The sequence below is a fragment of the Streptomyces sp. CAU 1734 genome, from assembly GCF_039888735.1.
Taxonomy (GTDB): Bacteria; Actinomycetota; Actinomycetes; order Streptomycetales; family Streptomycetaceae; genus Streptomyces.
In genome coordinates this window covers 25250-39504 of record NZ_JBDQQP010000013.1, presented here as the reverse complement: position 1 = coordinate 39504, position 14255 = coordinate 25250, and the positions used below count along the sequence as shown (strand labels likewise).

14 protein-coding genes are annotated in these 14255 nt (G+C 70.5%); 6 read left to right on the top strand and 8 right to left on the bottom strand.

Features of this window, described 5'->3' with window-relative positions:
- Positions 1 to 2: 2 nt before the first annotated feature.
- The 4 genes from AAFN69_RS24625 to AAFN69_RS24610 form a co-directional block, all read right to left on the bottom strand.
- Positions 3 to 1814, bottom strand: a complete 1812-nt coding sequence (locus AAFN69_RS24625) for a glycoside hydrolase family 15 protein (RefSeq protein ID WP_347730906.1) — start codon at positions 1812 to 1814, stop codon at positions 3 to 5.
- Between the two features lie 52 nt (positions 1815 to 1866).
- Entirely contained in the window at positions 1867 to 2679 is an 813-nt protein-coding gene (locus AAFN69_RS24620; RefSeq protein WP_347730905.1) for an SURF1 family protein, read from the bottom strand.
- A gap of 163 nt (positions 2680 to 2842) precedes the next feature.
- Positions 2843 to 3076, bottom strand: a complete 234-nt coding sequence (locus AAFN69_RS24615) for a hypothetical protein (protein WP_347730904.1) — start codon at positions 3074 to 3076, stop codon at positions 2843 to 2845.
- An 84-nt stretch (positions 3077 to 3160) separates the two neighbouring features.
- Complete coding sequence (locus tag AAFN69_RS24610) at positions 3161 to 4201, bottom strand: DEDDh family exonuclease (protein ID WP_347730903.1); 1041 nt, start codon at positions 4199 to 4201, stop codon at positions 3161 to 3163.
- Between the two features lie 499 nt (positions 4202 to 4700).
- On the opposite strand from AAFN69_RS24610, the gene AAFN69_RS24605 reads away from it, so the two are divergent.
- Both AAFN69_RS24605 and AAFN69_RS24600 read left to right on the top strand, forming a co-directional pair.
- Positions 4701 to 5573, top strand: a complete 873-nt coding sequence (locus AAFN69_RS24605) for a sterol desaturase family protein (protein ID WP_347730902.1) — start codon at positions 4701 to 4703, stop codon at positions 5571 to 5573.
- Positions 5570 to 6253: a lysoplasmalogenase gene (locus AAFN69_RS24600; protein ID WP_347730901.1), complete on the top strand. Its 684-nt coding sequence runs from the start codon at positions 5570 to 5572 to the stop codon at positions 6251 to 6253. The genes AAFN69_RS24605 and AAFN69_RS24600 overlap by 4 nt, the downstream gene beginning before the upstream one ends.
- Before the next feature lie 64 nt (positions 6254 to 6317).
- Here AAFN69_RS24600 and AAFN69_RS24595 read toward each other — a convergent pair whose 3' ends face one another.
- A complete protein-coding gene (locus AAFN69_RS24595) occupies positions 6318 to 7859 on the bottom strand; it encodes a S8 family serine peptidase (RefSeq protein WP_347730900.1) in 1542 nt (513 codons plus the stop codon).
- Positions 7860 to 8141: 282 nt separating this feature from the next.
- Here AAFN69_RS24595 and AAFN69_RS24590 point away from each other — a divergent pair, with 282 nt between their 5' ends.
- From AAFN69_RS24590 to moaA, 3 genes are all read left to right on the top strand, one after another.
- Entirely contained in the window at positions 8142 to 8510 is a 369-nt protein-coding gene (locus tag AAFN69_RS24590) for a DUF485 domain-containing protein (protein ID WP_347730899.1), read from the top strand.
- A gap of 29 nt (positions 8511 to 8539) precedes the next feature.
- Positions 8540 to 10177 carry a cation acetate symporter gene (locus AAFN69_RS24585; RefSeq protein ID WP_347731075.1) on the top strand — a complete coding sequence of 546 codons (1638 nt, stop codon included), beginning with the start codon at positions 8540 to 8542 and terminating at the stop codon, positions 10175 to 10177.
- 194 nt (positions 10178 to 10371) lie between these two features.
- Complete coding sequence (gene moaA / locus AAFN69_RS24580; protein WP_347730898.1) at positions 10372 to 11361, top strand: GTP 3',8-cyclase MoaA; 990 nt, start codon at positions 10372 to 10374, stop codon at positions 11359 to 11361.
- Positions 11362 to 11505: 144 nt separating this feature from the next.
- Here the strand turns inward: moaA and AAFN69_RS24575 are convergent, their stop codons facing one another.
- Both AAFN69_RS24575 and AAFN69_RS24570 read right to left on the bottom strand, forming a co-directional pair.
- The gene (locus tag AAFN69_RS24575) at positions 11506 to 11724 is read right to left on the bottom strand and encodes a hypothetical protein (RefSeq protein ID WP_347730897.1); all 219 of its coding nucleotides are present in this window, start codon (positions 11722 to 11724) and stop codon (positions 11506 to 11508) included.
- Between the two features lie 261 nt (positions 11725 to 11985).
- Positions 11986 to 12393, bottom strand: a complete 408-nt coding sequence (locus AAFN69_RS24570; protein ID WP_347730895.1) for a DUF3099 domain-containing protein — start codon at positions 12391 to 12393, stop codon at positions 11986 to 11988.
- Between the two features lie 216 nt (positions 12394 to 12609).
- Between AAFN69_RS24570 and AAFN69_RS24565 the strand changes: the two genes are divergently transcribed.
- Positions 12610 to 12885, top strand: a complete 276-nt coding sequence (locus tag AAFN69_RS24565; protein WP_347730894.1) for a GlsB/YeaQ/YmgE family stress response membrane protein — start codon at positions 12610 to 12612, stop codon at positions 12883 to 12885.
- 100 nt (positions 12886 to 12985) lie between these two features.
- On the opposite strand, the gene tyrS is transcribed toward AAFN69_RS24565, so the two are convergent.
- Positions 12986 to 14248 carry a tyrosine--tRNA ligase gene (gene tyrS / locus AAFN69_RS24560; RefSeq protein WP_347730893.1) on the bottom strand — a complete coding sequence of 421 codons (1263 nt, stop codon included), beginning with the start codon at positions 14246 to 14248 and terminating at the stop codon, positions 12986 to 12988.
- Positions 14249 to 14255 lie beyond the last annotated feature (7 nt).

Sequence of the window (14255 nt, the reverse complement as noted above, 5' to 3'; positions counted from 1 at the left end):
AGCTATCCTGCCCGTTCCTCCCCGCCGGCGGGGAGGGAATCCTCCCGGCCGAGGGCGAGGGCCGTCGTCACCAGGGCGATATGGCTGAACGCCTGCGGGAAATTCCCGAGCTGGCGCCGGGCGACCGGGTCGTACTCCTCGGCGAGCAGGCCCACATCATTGCGGAGCGCGAGCAGCCGCTCGAAGAGCTCCCGGGCCTCCGCCGTCCGGCCCGTCATCCGCAGGGCGTCCGCCAGCCAGAACGAGCAGGCCAGAAAGGCACCCTCGGAGCCGGGCAGTCCGTCCACCGCGGCCCCCTCGGTGCTGTACCGGCGCACCAGACCGCCCGCGGTGCCCAGTTCGGCCCGGACCGCGTCGACCGTGCCGATCACCCGCGGATCCTCCGGCGGCAGAAAACCCACCCGGGGGATGAGCAGGGTCGCCGCGTCCAGTTCGGCGGATCCGTAGTACTGGGTGAAGGTGTTGCGCACCGGGTCGTAGCCCTTCTCGCACACCTCCCGGTGGACCTCGTCGCGCATCGTCCGCCAGCGGCCGACATCCCCGCGCAGTCCGGGCTCCGACTCCAGTGTCCGCACCGCGCGGTCGGCGGCGACCCAGGCCATCACCTTGGAGTGGACGAAGTGCCGGCGCGGCCCGCGCACCTCCCACAGGCCCTCGTCCGGCTCGCGCCACTTCGACTCCAGGAAACCCAGCAGACTGAGCTGGATGTACCAGGCGTGGAGGTACGAGGGCAGGCCCGCCTCCCTGGCCAGGAAGAGGGAGTCCATGACCTCGCCGTACACATCGAGCTGAAGCTGTTCCACGGCGGCGTTCCCGGTGCGCACGGGCGCGGAGCCGGCGTACCCCGCCAGCCACGGCAGCCGGGTCTCGGGCAGCCGCCGCTCCCCGGAGATCCCGTACATGATCTGGAGATCGGCCGGGTCGCCCGCCACCGCCCGGAGCAGCCAGTCCCGCCACGCCCTGGCCTCCTCCTGGTAACCGGCGTCCAGCAGCGCGTCCAGGGTGAGGGTGGCGTCCCGCAGCCAGCAGAAGCGGTAGTCCCAATTCCGTACCCCGCCCAGCTCCTCGGGGAGGGAGGTGGTGGGCGCGGCGACGATACCGCCGGTCGGCCGGTAGGTCAGCGCCTTCAGGGTGATGAGGGAGCGGACCACGGCATCCCGGTAGGGGCCCTCGGTACGGCACCGGTCCGCCCACTCGGTCCAGTCCCGCCGGCTGGTCTCCAGCGCCTCGAAGGGATCGCAGAGCTCGGGGCAGGACTCGTGCGAGGGATGCCAGGTGAGGACGAACGCCACCCGTTCGCCGGCGCCCACCGTGAACGCGGACACGGTGCTGAACTGCTGGCCCCAGGTCCGTACCGCCGGCACACTGCGCAGCCAGACCGAGTCCGGCCCGGCGACCGCCACCCGGTGCCCCGCCGCGCGCCGCATCCAGGGCACGACCGAGCCGTAGTCGAAGCGGAGCCGGAGGGTGGCCTCCATGTCGACCGAGCCGCTGACCCCCTCCACGATCCGGATCAGATCGGGGTTGGTGTCGCGCTGCGGCATGAAATCGATGACCTTGACCGTCCCGGTGCGGGTCTCCCACACGGATTCGAGGACGAGGGTGTCGGCCGTGTACGCCCGCCGGGTGCAGCGCTCGGCCCCCTTGGGCGCGATCCGCCAGTGGCCGTTGTCCTTGTCCCCGAGGATCGCGGCGAAGCAGGCCGCCGAGTCGAAGCGCGGCAGACAGAGCCAGTCGACCGAGCCGTCCATGCCGACCAGTGCCGCCGTCTGGAGATCACCGATGAGGGCGTAGTCCTCGATGCGTAGTGTCACGCTCTGGCGTGTTCCCGCCCGGTGGTCCCACTAAGCAGGAACCACACACGTGTCAGGCGTTCACCGGCGTCACTCGCGGTTCGCCGGCGCTGCCGGACTCCTCCCCGGAGCGGGCGGCGGCGGCTCGCCGGTCGCGCACTTCGCGGCGGACGAGAACGACCCATCCGACGGGCACCCCGGTGGTGAAAAGCCACCACTGGATCGCGTACGCCATATGGGCGCCGATCGAGTCGTGGTCGGGCTCGGGGATCCGCTCGGGGGAATCGCCGGGCGGTTTCGGCGCGGTCAGCTCCAGATAGCCGCCGAGGACCGGGACGCCGAGCGCCTCCGACTGCTGACCGCTGCTGATGAGCATGATCTGGCGGGGCGGCAGACCGGCGAGATCCTTGATGCCGCTGGCCCTGGTCGTCTCGTCCGCCTTGAGCCGTCCGGTGACGGTCACCGTGCCCCCGGGCGCCGGCGGGACCTCCGGGTAGGCGGTCTGATTCGGGGCGGCCGGGATCCAGCCCCGGTTGACCAGCACGGCCCGGCCGTCGGCGAGGATCAGCGGGGTCAGCACATGGAAGCCGTTGCGCTCGTCGGCGTTGACCCGGCGGCGGACGACGACCTCGCCCTCGCTGTCGAACACCCCGGTCGCGGTGATCTGCCGCCAGTAGTCGGACCGCGGGACACGGTGCCCGGGGGAGGTCAGCTCGGTGACCGGTACCGGCTTCGCGTCGAGGTTCCGGGCGATCAGGGCGTTCTGCTCGACCCGGCGCTCATGGCGGTGGTACTGCCAGAAGCCCAGCTCGATCATCGTGGGGATGAGAACGAGCGAGATCAGGGTGAGGATCACCCACTGCCGGGACAACAGGAAGCGGTACACGGCTTCGACGGTACCCCCTGGGCCGCCGGGCCCCGCCGCTGGGTCCGGCTTCCCGGCACCCCGCGCCGGCCGGGCCCCCGGGCCCGCCGCCGGCTGCGAGCGCCGCCCGCCCGGGAGCGCCGCCCCGCCACGGACCGCCGTCGGCTGCGAGCGCCGCCGGCCGTCACACCCGGTCGACGATCCCCGCCTTGCCCGCGGCGCGAGCGCAGTGCGCGCCGCAGTACCACTGCCCCTGGGCCTCCACGCCCTGGCCGATGATCTGCACCCGGCAGTGCTCGCAGAGGGGAGCCATCCGGTGGATCGCGCAGGAGAAGCAGTCGAAGACATGCACCGCGCCCTGTGCGTGCACCTCGAACGACATGCCGTATTCGTTTCCGCAGACCTCGCAACGTGCCATGGCCCACAGGGTGCGGTGTGCCCGGCGCGGATCGGTGGAGGGCACGCTGGCCCATCACCCGTCTGCCGGGTCGCGGCGGCCGGCTCAGCTCCCGCCCGCCGCCGTGCCCTTCCGCCCGGACGGGCTCTGGGCCGGTGCCACATCGCGCAGCAGCTGGGTGAAAGCGGCCTCGTCGATCACCGGAGTGCCGAAGGTCCTGGCCTTGACGGTCTTGGAGGTCGCCGAATCCGGGTCGTTGGTCACCAGCAGACTGGTCAGCCGGGAGACGCTGGTGGCGATGTGCAGCCCCGCCTCGACCGCCCGGTCCTCCAGCAGCTCCCGGTCGATGGAGGTGTCACCCGAGAAGGCGACCCGCATCCCCTGCCGGAGCGGCTTGTCCGCCGTGTATCTGCCCGGATTGGGAAAGGGGCACGCGGGCCGCTTCCGCGACGGCCGCCAGCCGCCCGCCCCGTACCGGCCGAAGGAGGGGGCACCCGGCCCGCCGTGCGATGCCTGGTGGCCGACGCGCGGCACCGCCGGCGAATCGGACCACTCGGTGAGCGCGCGGCACTCCAGCAGCGGCAGCCGCACGCCCTCCCGGGCCGCCCGGTGCAGACTCGGCCGGAACGCCTCCGCCAGCACCCGCGCGTCGTCCAGCGCGTGGTGCGCCCGCTGCTGCACGACCCCGAAATGCGCGGCCAGCGACTCCAGCTTGTGGTTGGGCAGCGGCAGCGCCAGCTCCTTGGCGAGGGCGATGGTGCACAGCCGCTGCCGGGTCGGAGCGGTGTGCCCGGCCCTGGCGTACTCCCTGGCGATCATGGACCAGTCGAAGATGGCGTTGTGCGCGACGAGCACCCGCCCGTCGAGCCGGGCGGAGAACTCCGCGGAGATCTCCCCGAAGAGCGGAGCGCCCTCCAGCACCTCGCTCGTCAGCCCGTGGATCCACACCGGGCCGGGATCCCGCTCCGGGTTGACCAGGGTGTACCAGTGGTCCTCGACATTCCCCAGGGAGTCGAGCCGGTACACGGCAGCGGAGACTATCCGGTCGTCACGGGCGAGTCCGGTGGTCTCCACGTCGACGACCGCGTACCCCTGTGGATACGCGGTCGGCCACGCCGGTGCTGCGGTCGTGCTGTCGTCGAGCATGGTCACAGAGAATACGGGCCCCCACTGACAGCGACGGATCCGACTGGCCCGTAAGGCCCTTGCGCCCCGGCGCGCCCCGCCCCGCGCTCCCCGGAGCACCGCTCCGGACCCGCGCCGCGGCCTCCGGCGGGCCCGCACCGGCGTCCGTACCGAGGCCGGAAACAGCCGCCGGCGGGCCCCGCCTCCGCCAAGACGCGGGAGGCGGGGACGAGTCGGCGCACCCCCCGAGCCCGTACGCCGCCCTCACTTCCGCGTGTCCGCGTCCCCACCCGCCGCCGGCCGCGGCGCGACTGTGGTGAAGCTCGCACCGGGGGCGGCACTTGAGGACCCGGCCGGGGCGCCCATGAGCCGGACGGGTGAGCCGCGCGACGGCCCCGCCGCCCCGCCGCTCGGGCCGGCGCATTGGAGGAAGTCACCAAAGCAAGCTGACATTCTGTCTCACATACTTGTCGGTAACACCATCTGTTCCCGCCCCGGCCTCCGCGTCTACCGTGCAGAGATGCCGAACCCGCCCGATGTCGTGCTGTGGTCGATACCCGCCTTCGTGCTGCTCACCGTCGTGGAAATGGTGAGCTGCCGGCTCCGCCCCGACTCCGCCGCCGCCGGGTACGAGACCCGGGACACCGCCACCAGCATCGCCATGGGGCTCGGCAGTCTCGTCCTCGACCTGATCTGGAAAGTGCCGATCGTGGCCGTGTACACGGCCGTGTACGAACTCACCCCGGCCCGGGTCCCGGTCCTGTGGTGGACCGTTCCGCTGATCCTGCTCGGACAGGACTTCCTCTACTACTGGTCCCACCGGGGACACCATGTCGTGCGGATCCTGTGGGCCTGCCATGTGGTCCACCACTCCAGCCGCAGATTCAACCTCACCACCGCAGTGCGCCAGCCCTGGACCAGCCTCACCGTCTGGCCCTTCCATCTGCCGCTGATCGCCTGCGGGGTGCATCCGGCGATGCTCGCCCTCGCCTCCTCCCTCAACCTCGTCTACCAGTTCTGGGTGCACACCGAGCGGATCGGCCGGCTGCCGCGCCCCTTCGAGTACCTCCTCAACACCCCCTCCCACCACCGGGTGCACCACGGCTCCCAGGGCGGCTACCTCGACCGCAACTTCGGCGGCGTCCTGATCGTCTGGGACCGGCTCTTCGGGTCCTTCGCCCCCGAGACGGAGAGACCCGTCTTCGGGCTCACCAAGAACATCGACACCCACAATCCGCTCCGGGTCGCCACCCATGAGTACGCGGCCATCGCCCGCGACCTCCGGGCCGCCCCCACCTGGCGGATCCGCGCCGGCGTGGTCTTCCGCGGTCCCGGCCGGCAGCCGGCCCTCACGCTCCCCGCCACCACACCCACTCCAGGACAGACCCCATGACCGTCCCCGCCCCCGCCCTCCGCGCGCGGACCCCCGAAGCCCTCGGGCCGATCCTGCTCGCCGCGCTCGGCCTGGCCGTCGCCGCCGATCTCGGCTCGCTGCTCGCCGGCGCCGAACTCGGCCACCGCGTCGCCAAGCCGCTGCTGATGCCGCTGCTCGCCGCCTACGCCGCGGTACGGGGCGGTCCGCGCCCGCTCGTCATCGCCCTGCTCTTCGGCTGGTGCGGTGATGTGCTCCTGCTCGCCGACGCGGAGTGGGCCTTCCTCCTCGGCATGGGGTCCTTCGCCGCCGGACACCTCTGCTATCTCGTCCTCTTCGGCCGGGGCCGTGCCCCCGCCCCCCTCACGGCGCTCTACGCCCTTCTGCTCCCGGTCACCGTCGTCCTGCTCTGGCCCGACCTCCCGGCCGGGCTGCGCGTGCCGGTCGCCGGGTACGCGCTGCTGCTCACCGTCATGGCCTGGCGGGCGAGTGTCCCGGGCCCGGTCACCGCCGCGGGCGGTGCGCTCTTCCTGGTCTCGGACCTGCTCATCGCCGTCGAGGTGGCCGGCTGGCGGCAGCCGCCCGTCCCCGATTTCTGGATCATGTTCCTGTACAGCGCGGGGCAACTGCTGCTCACCCTCGGGCTGCTCGCGGCGCACCGGACCGCGGGCGCGCGGGAGCCGGACGCGCGCCCGGTGTGACCCGGGCAGAGGGGCCGGACGCGGCATCCGCGTCCGGCCCCCGCGCTCATCCGTTCACGGGTGACTAACGGCGAACCGCGTCCAGCGCGTCCGCGACACCCGTTCCGTAGAACGAGTTCTTCGCCCTGGTGCCCTTGCACAGCGCGTCGATGACACCGTCACGGTCGATGTCGTACGGGTTGGTGCACACCCGGTCGTCCGCCTGGCCGTACAGCTTGGCCTTCAGCGTCGCGACGGACGCCTTCGGGTACTTGGACTTGATCAGCGCGACCACGCCCGCGACATGCGGCGAGGCCATCGAGGTGCCGGCCGCCCAGCCGTACTCGTTGCCCGGCAGTGTGGAGAGGATCAGACCGCTGGTGCCCGGGGCGTCGGGGGCCTGGTACTCGGTCGCGTCACCGCCCGGGGCGGAGATGTCGACCACGTCGTAGCCGTAGTTGGAGAACGACGACTTCAGGTTCTTCGCGCCCAGCGCGGAGGTGGTGACCACACCCGGCAGCTGGGTCGGGATGTCCAGGCACTTGCTCGGGTCGATGACCCGGTTCACCGGAGCGTTGTTGTCATTGGGGCTGGAGTCGTCCACCAGCTTCTTGGACGCCAGGTCCATCGCGGAGTTGCCCGCCGCCGCGACATTGACCACGCCCTTGCCCTCGGCGTACCTGGTCGCCCGGGTGACCGCCTCGACCAGTGCCTTCTGGTCCGCGTTGGTCTTGCAGTTGAACAGCCACGGGTCCACGTAGTAGCTGTTGTTGGTGACCTCGACGCCCTTGTCGGCCGCCCAGAGGAAGCCGCAGACCACGGCCTCGGTGTAGAAGAGGTCCTGCGCGTTCGAGACCTTGATGCCGGCGACCTTCACACCCGGCGCGACACCGGTGCCGCCGACATTGTTCTTCGCGGCGGCGATGGTGCCCGCGACATGGGTGCCGTGCCCGCTCTCGCGCGGACCCGAGCGCCAGGCGCCGGCCTTGGTGTTCGGCTTGCCGGTCACACAGTTCACCGACGCGGCCCGGTCGAAGTTGGGCTTCAGATCGGGGTGGGTGTCGTCGACCCCGGTGTCGATCACGGCGACCGTGACCTTCTTGCTGCCGATCGAGGTCTCGTGCGCCTTGTCCGCCTTGATGGCGGGCAGTCCCCACTGCAACGGCTCCAGCGGGTCCTGGCCGGCCTTCGCGCGGGCCGCGGCGGCACGGGCCTCCTTCGCGCTCAGCGGGCGCTCGGTCCCCACCGAGGTGTCGCCCGCGGCGCCGATCGGCGCCGTACGGGTGGATCCGGCCGAGTGCACACCACTGGTCTTGCGAATCGTCTTGGCGAAGTTGGCATTCTTCGAGTGAACGACAATGACGCCTATTCGGTCATACGAGATCACTATGGACCCGCCGGCCTTGGTGACCGCCTTCTTCACCGCCTTCGCGGTGTTCTTTCCGACCTTGAAGTTCACGACATACGACAGCTTGGGGCCGGCCGCCGCCGTCGCCACAGCCGAGGTGCTGTCGACGGCGGTGGCGGCGGTGGCCGTTCCCGCCGGAAGGAAACCGAGCGAGGCCGTGAGCGCCAGACCTGCGGGGAGCGCAATCGCGCGACGCCGTCCGGATCTCAGGTGAGCCATGGGTTCTCCACATCATTCGGTCAAGTCCGCCCGGACACCGGGTGCGTTGGGCGGGTACATGACCAGCGAAGCTACCAACCCGGCTTGATCAGCATCAATCCATACAGGCGTAAAAGTGCCGGCGATTCGAAGATCTCGAAGAAAAAAGGCCGATGTTGAACCGCTCCGGCGCGCTCTCCGTGCCGTTGTCAGGGGGTGGAGCAACATCAAACCGCCCCCTGACACCGCTTGATCGAGGTCGCTTTGTCCATCCCCACCGCTCCCGCGTCACGAGGAGATTCCGTGGCAACCGACGCACCCCCGCCGCCGCCCGGTGACACCGGCACCGGCCCCGCACAGCCCACGACGGAGCAGTTCATCGCGGTGCAGCGGAGCGCGGAGTTCGGCGAACTCCGCCGGACCTACCGTTCCTTCGCCTTCCCGCTGACCGTCGCCTTCATCGCCTGGTATCTGCTGTACGTCCTGCTCTCCAGCTACGCCGGCGGATTCATGGGCACCAAGGTCTTCGGCAACATCAATGTGGCCCTCGTTCTCGGCCTCGCCCAGTTCGCCACCACCTTCCTCATCGCGTGGTTCTACTCCCGCCACGCGGCGGCCGAGCTCGACCCCAGGGCCGACGCCATCAAGAACCGGATGGAGGCCGACCTGTGAGCCGTACGCTCCACTTCGCCGAACGGGCCATGACGGCACCGGACACCGTGCTCGCCGGCCCGCTGGCCGCGCAGAGCGCCACCACCGAGCACCGGCCGCTGATCATCACCCTCTTCGCCGCCTTCGTCGTGGCGACCCTCGTCATCACCGTCTGGGCGGGCCGCCAGACCAAGAGCGCCGCCGACTTCTACGCGGGCGGACGCCAGTTCACCGGCTTCCAGAACGGCCTGGCGATCTCCGGCGACTACATGTCCGCCGCCTCGTTCCTCGGCATCGCGGGCGCCATCGCCCTCTTCGGCTACGACGGCTTCCTCTACTCCATCGGCTTCCTGGTCGCCTGGCTGGTCGCCCTGCTCCTGGTCGCGGAGCCGCTGCGCAATTCCGGCCGCTTCACCATGGGCGACGTACTCGCCTACCGGATGCGCCAGCGCCCCGTCCGCACCGCGGCCGGCACCTCCACCATCGTGGTCTCCATCTTCTATCTGCTCGCCCAGATGGCCGGAGCCGGCGTCCTGGTCTCGCTCCTCCTCGGCATCACCAACGACGGCGGCAAGATCCTCATCGTCGCCCTCGTCGGCATTCTGATGATCCTCTACGTCACCATCGGCGGCATGAAGGGCACCACCTGGGTGCAGATGGTCAAGGCCGTCCTCCTCATCGCCGGCACGCTTCTCATCACGTTCCTGGTGCTGCTGAAGTTCAACTTCAACATCTCCGATCTCCTCGGCACCGCCGCGGAGAAGAGCGGCAAGGGGACCGCCTTCCTGGAGCCCGGCCTCAAGTACGGCGCGACCGAGATCTCCAAACTGGACTTCATCTCGCTCGGCATCGCCCTCGTCCTCGGCACCGCGGGACTGCCGCACATCCTCATCCGCTTCTACACCGTCCCCACGGCGAAGGCCGCCCGGAAGTCGGTGAACTGGGCGATCGGCATCATCGGCGCCTTCTACCTGATGACCATCGCCCTCGGCTTCGGCGCCGCGGCGATCGTCGGACCCGCCGAGATCAGTGAATCCAACAAGGCCGGGAACACGGCGGCACCGCTGCTCGCCCTCCATATCGGCGGAACCGACTCCGCGGGCGGCGCGATCCTGCTGGCGGTGATCTCCGCGGTCGCCTTCGCCACCATTCTCGCGGTGGTCGCGGGGCTGACCCTCGCCTCCTCCTCGTCCTTCGCCCACGACATCTACGCCAATGTCATCCGCCGGGGCCAGGCCACCGAGAAGGAGGAGGTCAGGGCCGCCCGCTGGGCCACCGTCGCCATCGGCGTCGTCTCGATCGCCCTCGGCGCGCTCGCCCGCGATCTCAATGTCGCCGGACTGGTGGCGCTCGCCTTCGCGGTCGCCGCCTCGGCGAATCTCCCGACGATCCTCTACAGCCTCTTCTGGAAGCGCTTCACCACCCAGGGGGCGCTCTGGTCGATCTACGGCGGCCTCGCCTCCTCCGTCCTCCTGGTGCTCTTCTCGCCGGTTGTCTCGGGGAAGCCCACCTCGATGTTCAAGAACGCGGACTTCTACTGGTTCCCGCTGGAGAACCCCGGGCTGGTCTCCATCCCGCTGGGCTTCCTGCTCGGCTGGCTCGGCTCGGTGCTCTCCAAGGAGAAGCCGGACGCGGGCAAATACGCGGAGCTGGAGGTCAAGTCGCTCACCGGGACCGGGGCGCACTGACCCCGTTCACCGCCGGCCGGTCGTCCCGGCCCGCCCGCCCGCCGCTCCCGGCCCGGCGCCCCCGGACACCTCCGGAGCGCCGGGCCGGCGCCGGTGCCGGTCCCGCGGGCTCGGTGCCGCCGGGCCCCTGGCGTAGGCTCGAAGAGAAGATCCGCGTCGGCGGATACCGAGCCTCGCTGGGGAGGAGGGCCGCGATGCTGCTCGACACCCACGGCCGGGTGGCCACTGACCTGCGCGTCTCACTGACCGACCGGTGCAATCTGCGCTGCACCTACTGCATGCCCGAGGAAGGGCTTCAGTGGCTCGCCAAGCCCGAGCTGCTCACCGACGACGAGATCGTCCGGCTGATCGGGACGGCCGTCACCCTCCTCGGGGTCACCGAGGTCCGCTTCACCGGCGGGGAGCCGCTGCTGCGGCGCGGCCTCGCCTCCATCGTGGAGCGCTGTGCCGCGCTCGCGCCGCGCCCCCGGATGTCGCTCACCACCAACGGCATCGGCCTGCGGCGCACCGCCGCCGCGCTGCGGGACGCCGGCCTGGACCGGGTCAACGTCTCCCTGGACACCCTGCGGCCCGAGGTCTTCAAGACCCTGACCCGCCGGGACCGCCACCAGGACGTCCTGGACGGCCTCCTGGCCGCCCGGGAGGCCGGCCTGACCCCGGTCAAGGTCAACACGGTCCTGATGCCCGGACTCAATGACGACGAGGCCCCCGACCTGCTGGCCTGGGCCGTCGAGCACTCCTATGAGCTGCGTTTCATCGAGCAGATGCCGCTCGACGCCCAGCACGGCTGGAAGCGGGAGGGCATGATCACCGCGGGTGACATCCTGGAGTCGCTGCGCACCCGCTTCACCCTCACCCCCGAGCAGGACGAGCGGCGCGGCTCGGCCCCCGCCGAGCGGTGGATCGTGGACGGCGGCCCGCACCGGGTCGGAGTGATCGGCTCCGTCACCCGCCCCTTCTGCCACGCCTGCGACCGGACCCGGCTCACCGCGGACGGACAGGTGCGCAACTGCCTCTTCGCCCGCGAGGAGACCGATCTCCGCGGCGCCCTGCGCTCGGGCGCGTCCGATGAGGAGCTGGCCGCGATCTGGCGGCAGGCGATGTGGGGGAAGAAGGCGGGCTCGGGGCTGGACGATCCGTCGTTCCTCCAGCCGGACCGCCCGATGTCCGCGATCGGCGGCTGAGCACCCCGCCCCCCGAGGGGCGCCGCGGGCCGCCGGAACAGCCGGGTCCCGGCGGTCCGCGGAAAGACCATGAAAAAAGGCCGAGTTGAGGGGAACTCCGGAGGCGTCCCGGACGTCCTCATTGGTGTCGGCCTCCACCAGAGGTCATCCCTCCCGTCCGGCGTCCCACTCCTCCAGCCTCACCACATCCTTGAGGAAACCGCGCACACTCAGGAACTGAGACAGATGCTCGCGGTGCTCCTCGCAGGCAAGCCAGGTCTTGCGCCGCTCCGGCGTGTGCAGTTTCGGATTGTTCCAGGCCAGTACCCACACCGCCGGCGCGCGGCAGCCCTTGGCGGAACAGATCGGGGTGTCTTCACTCATCCGGTCATTGTCCACGCAGGTCGCTGCCCACACACAACGACGTCGGGCAGCCACGGGGGGAGCTGCCCGACGTCGGTCTGTCGCTCCGACGGGGGATGCGGAGCGCGTACGAAGTATGTCACGGGTAACGGGGTGCGGTGCACCGGAACTTCATGATTCAGTCGGAGCTTTTGCCGAGGTTTGAAGGCTGGGGGGCTCGGGCAATCAGCCCGGTTTCCGCTCGCCCCCCTCGTCGCCGAAAGCCGCGCTGTACGCGGGGTTTTAGCCCGCTTCCCCGGTCCGGCCGCTCCACTCGCCATACCCGGTGCGTTCCGTGTCGGATTCCGCCTGCGCCGATCGCGGCGCCCCCTCCGCGGCCTCCCGCTCGTCCGGTCCGGCGGTGAGCCTGGGCCGCCCCGGTGAGGGAACGAAGGTCGAGGGGAGCGAGGGAATGTTCTCCCGGCCGGCGTTGGCGATCACCACGGCGACGTAGGGGAGGAAGGTGCCGAGAATCAGCGCCACAATCGCCACATAGCGCTCCACATTCCACAGCAGCGCGGCGAGGACCACCGACAGCGTCCGCACCGACATGGAGATCACATAGCGCCGCTGCCGGCCGCGCACATCGTCGCCGAGCCCCTGCCGGGCCCCGGTGATCCGGAAAACCTCCCCGTTCGCCTGCTTCCGCATCACATTCCACCGCCTGATTCGCCGCCGGACGCTCCCCGGCCCGGGCCGATTCCACGGTACGCCGCCCTTCCCCCGCCCACGAGAGCGGGGGCGGGCGCCGGATGCGTACCCGGAGTGCGCCGTAGCGCGTATGGGCGCCCCCGACATGCGCCGTATGGCGTATGGCCCGAGACTGACGGCGTAACTGCTCACTCTGAGCCGTACGAGGAGGCAGCCATGGGCTGGTTGTGGGCGATCATCGTGGGATTCGTTCTGGGCTTGATCGCCAAGGCGATTCTGCCGGGAAAGCAGCATCTCCCTTTGTGGCTCGCCACGATCTGCGGTATCGGTGGCGCGGTACTGGGCAACTGGGCCGCCGGCGGAATGGGCATCGAGGAGACCCCCGGCTTCGACTGGGGCCGCCACGCGCTCCAGCTGGTCTTCGCGGTCCTGCTGGTGTTCATCGGTGACCGCGCGTGGGTCGCCCTGCGCGGCAACAGACAGCGCACCTGACCTGCCCGGGCTCCGGTGCGCATCCGGGGACCGACGGAGAGCGGCGGCGGTACGGGATGACTCCCGCACCGCCGCCGCTTCCCGTCACACGCCCGCCGGCTCAGCCGATCTCGACCGCCGCCAGGTTCTTCTTGCCCCGGCGCAGCACCAGCCACCGCCCGTGCAGCAGCTCCTCCCGCGCCGGGACCGCGTCCTCGGCCGTGACCTTGACGTTGTTCACGTAGGCCCCGCCCTCCTTCACGGTCCGGCGGGCCGCCGACTTGCTGGCCACCAGGCCGACCTCGGCGAAGAGATCGACCACCGGCGCGAGCTCGGCGACCTTCGCCCGCGGCAGCTCGGAGAGGGCCGCCCGCAGGGTCGCCTCGTCCAGCTCCCCCAGCTCACCCTGGCCGAAGAGCGCCTTCGACGCGTACACCGCGGCCGCGCACTCGCCGGCCCCGTGCACCAGCGTCGTCAGCTCCTCCGCCAGCGCCCGCTGAGCCGCCCGCGCCTGCGGACGCTCCTCGGTCAGCCGCTCCAGCTCCTCGATCTCCTCGCGGGACCGGAAGCTGAAGATCCGCAGGAACTTGGAAACGTCCCGGTCGTCCGCGTTCAGCCAGAACTGGTAGAAGGCGTACGGGCTGGTCCGGTCCGCGTCCAGCCAGATCGTGCCGGACTCCGTCTTGCCGAACTTGGTGCCGTCGGACTTGGTGATCAGCGGGGTGGCCAGGGCATGCACCGCCGCCTCCGGCTCGACCCGGTGGATCAGATCCGTACCGGCGGTGAGATTGCCCCACTGGTCACTGCCACCGGTCTGGAGCGTGCAGCCGTACCGCTTGTACAGCTCCAGGTAGTCCATCCCCTGAAGGATCTGGTAGCTGAATTCGGTGTAGCTGATGCCCGCGTCCGAGTTCAGCCGCCGCGCGACCGCCTCCTTCGCGATCATCTTGTTGACCCGGAAGTACTTGCCGACGTCCCGCAGGAATTCGATCGCCGAGAGGCCCTGCGTCCAGTCCAGGTTGTTGACCATCCGGGCCGCGTACGGACCCTCGAAATCGAGGAACCGCTCGATCTGCCCGCGCAGCCGGCCCACCCAGTCGGCGACGACCTCGGGAGCGTTCAGTGTCCGCTCCGCATTCGGCTTGGGGTCACCGATGAGGCCCGTGGCCCCGCCGACCAGGCCCAGCGGCCGGTTCCCGGCGAGCTGGATCCGGCGCAGGGTGAGGATCTGCACCAGATTTCCCAGATGGAGACTGGACGCGGTCGGGTCGAAGCCGCAATAGAACGTGACGGGCCCGTCCGCGAACGCCTTCCTCAATGCGTCCTCGTCAGTGGACAGGGCGATCAGCCCGCGCCACTGCAACTCGTCGACGATGTCCGTCACAGCTCTC

Bases quoted from the DNA above. Each gene is read 5' to 3' on its own strand.
- moaA (WP_347730898.1), top strand. From the start codon at position 10,372: ATGCTGCTCGACACCCACGGCCGGGTGGCCACTGACCTGCGCGTCTCA.
- AAFN69_RS24565 (WP_347730894.1), top strand. From the start codon at position 12,610: ATGGGCTGGTTGTGGGCGATCATCGTGGGATTCGTTCTGGGCTTGATC.
- AAFN69_RS24585 (WP_347731075.1), top strand. From the start codon at position 8,540: ATGACGGCACCGGACACCGTGCTCGCCGGCCCGCTGGCCGCGCAGAGC.
- AAFN69_RS24570 (WP_347730895.1), bottom strand. From the start codon at position 12,393: ATGCGGAAGCAGGCGAACGGGGAGGTTTTCCGGATCACCGGGGCCCGG.
- AAFN69_RS24615 (WP_347730904.1), bottom strand. From the start codon at position 3,076: ATGGCACGTTGCGAGGTCTGCGGAAACGAATACGGCATGTCGTTCGAG.
- AAFN69_RS24605 (WP_347730902.1), top strand. From the start codon at position 4,701: ATGCCGAACCCGCCCGATGTCGTGCTGTGGTCGATACCCGCCTTCGTG.
- AAFN69_RS24600 (WP_347730901.1), top strand. From the start codon at position 5,570: ATGACCGTCCCCGCCCCCGCCCTCCGCGCGCGGACCCCCGAAGCCCTC.
- AAFN69_RS24610 (WP_347730903.1), bottom strand. From the start codon at position 4,201: ATGCTCGACGACAGCACGACCGCAGCACCGGCGTGGCCGACCGCGTAT.
- AAFN69_RS24595 (WP_347730900.1), bottom strand. From the start codon at position 7,859: ATGGCTCACCTGAGATCCGGACGGCGTCGCGCGATTGCGCTCCCCGCA.
- AAFN69_RS24575 (WP_347730897.1), bottom strand. From the start codon at position 11,724: ATGAGTGAAGACACCCCGATCTGTTCCGCCAAGGGCTGCCGCGCGCCG.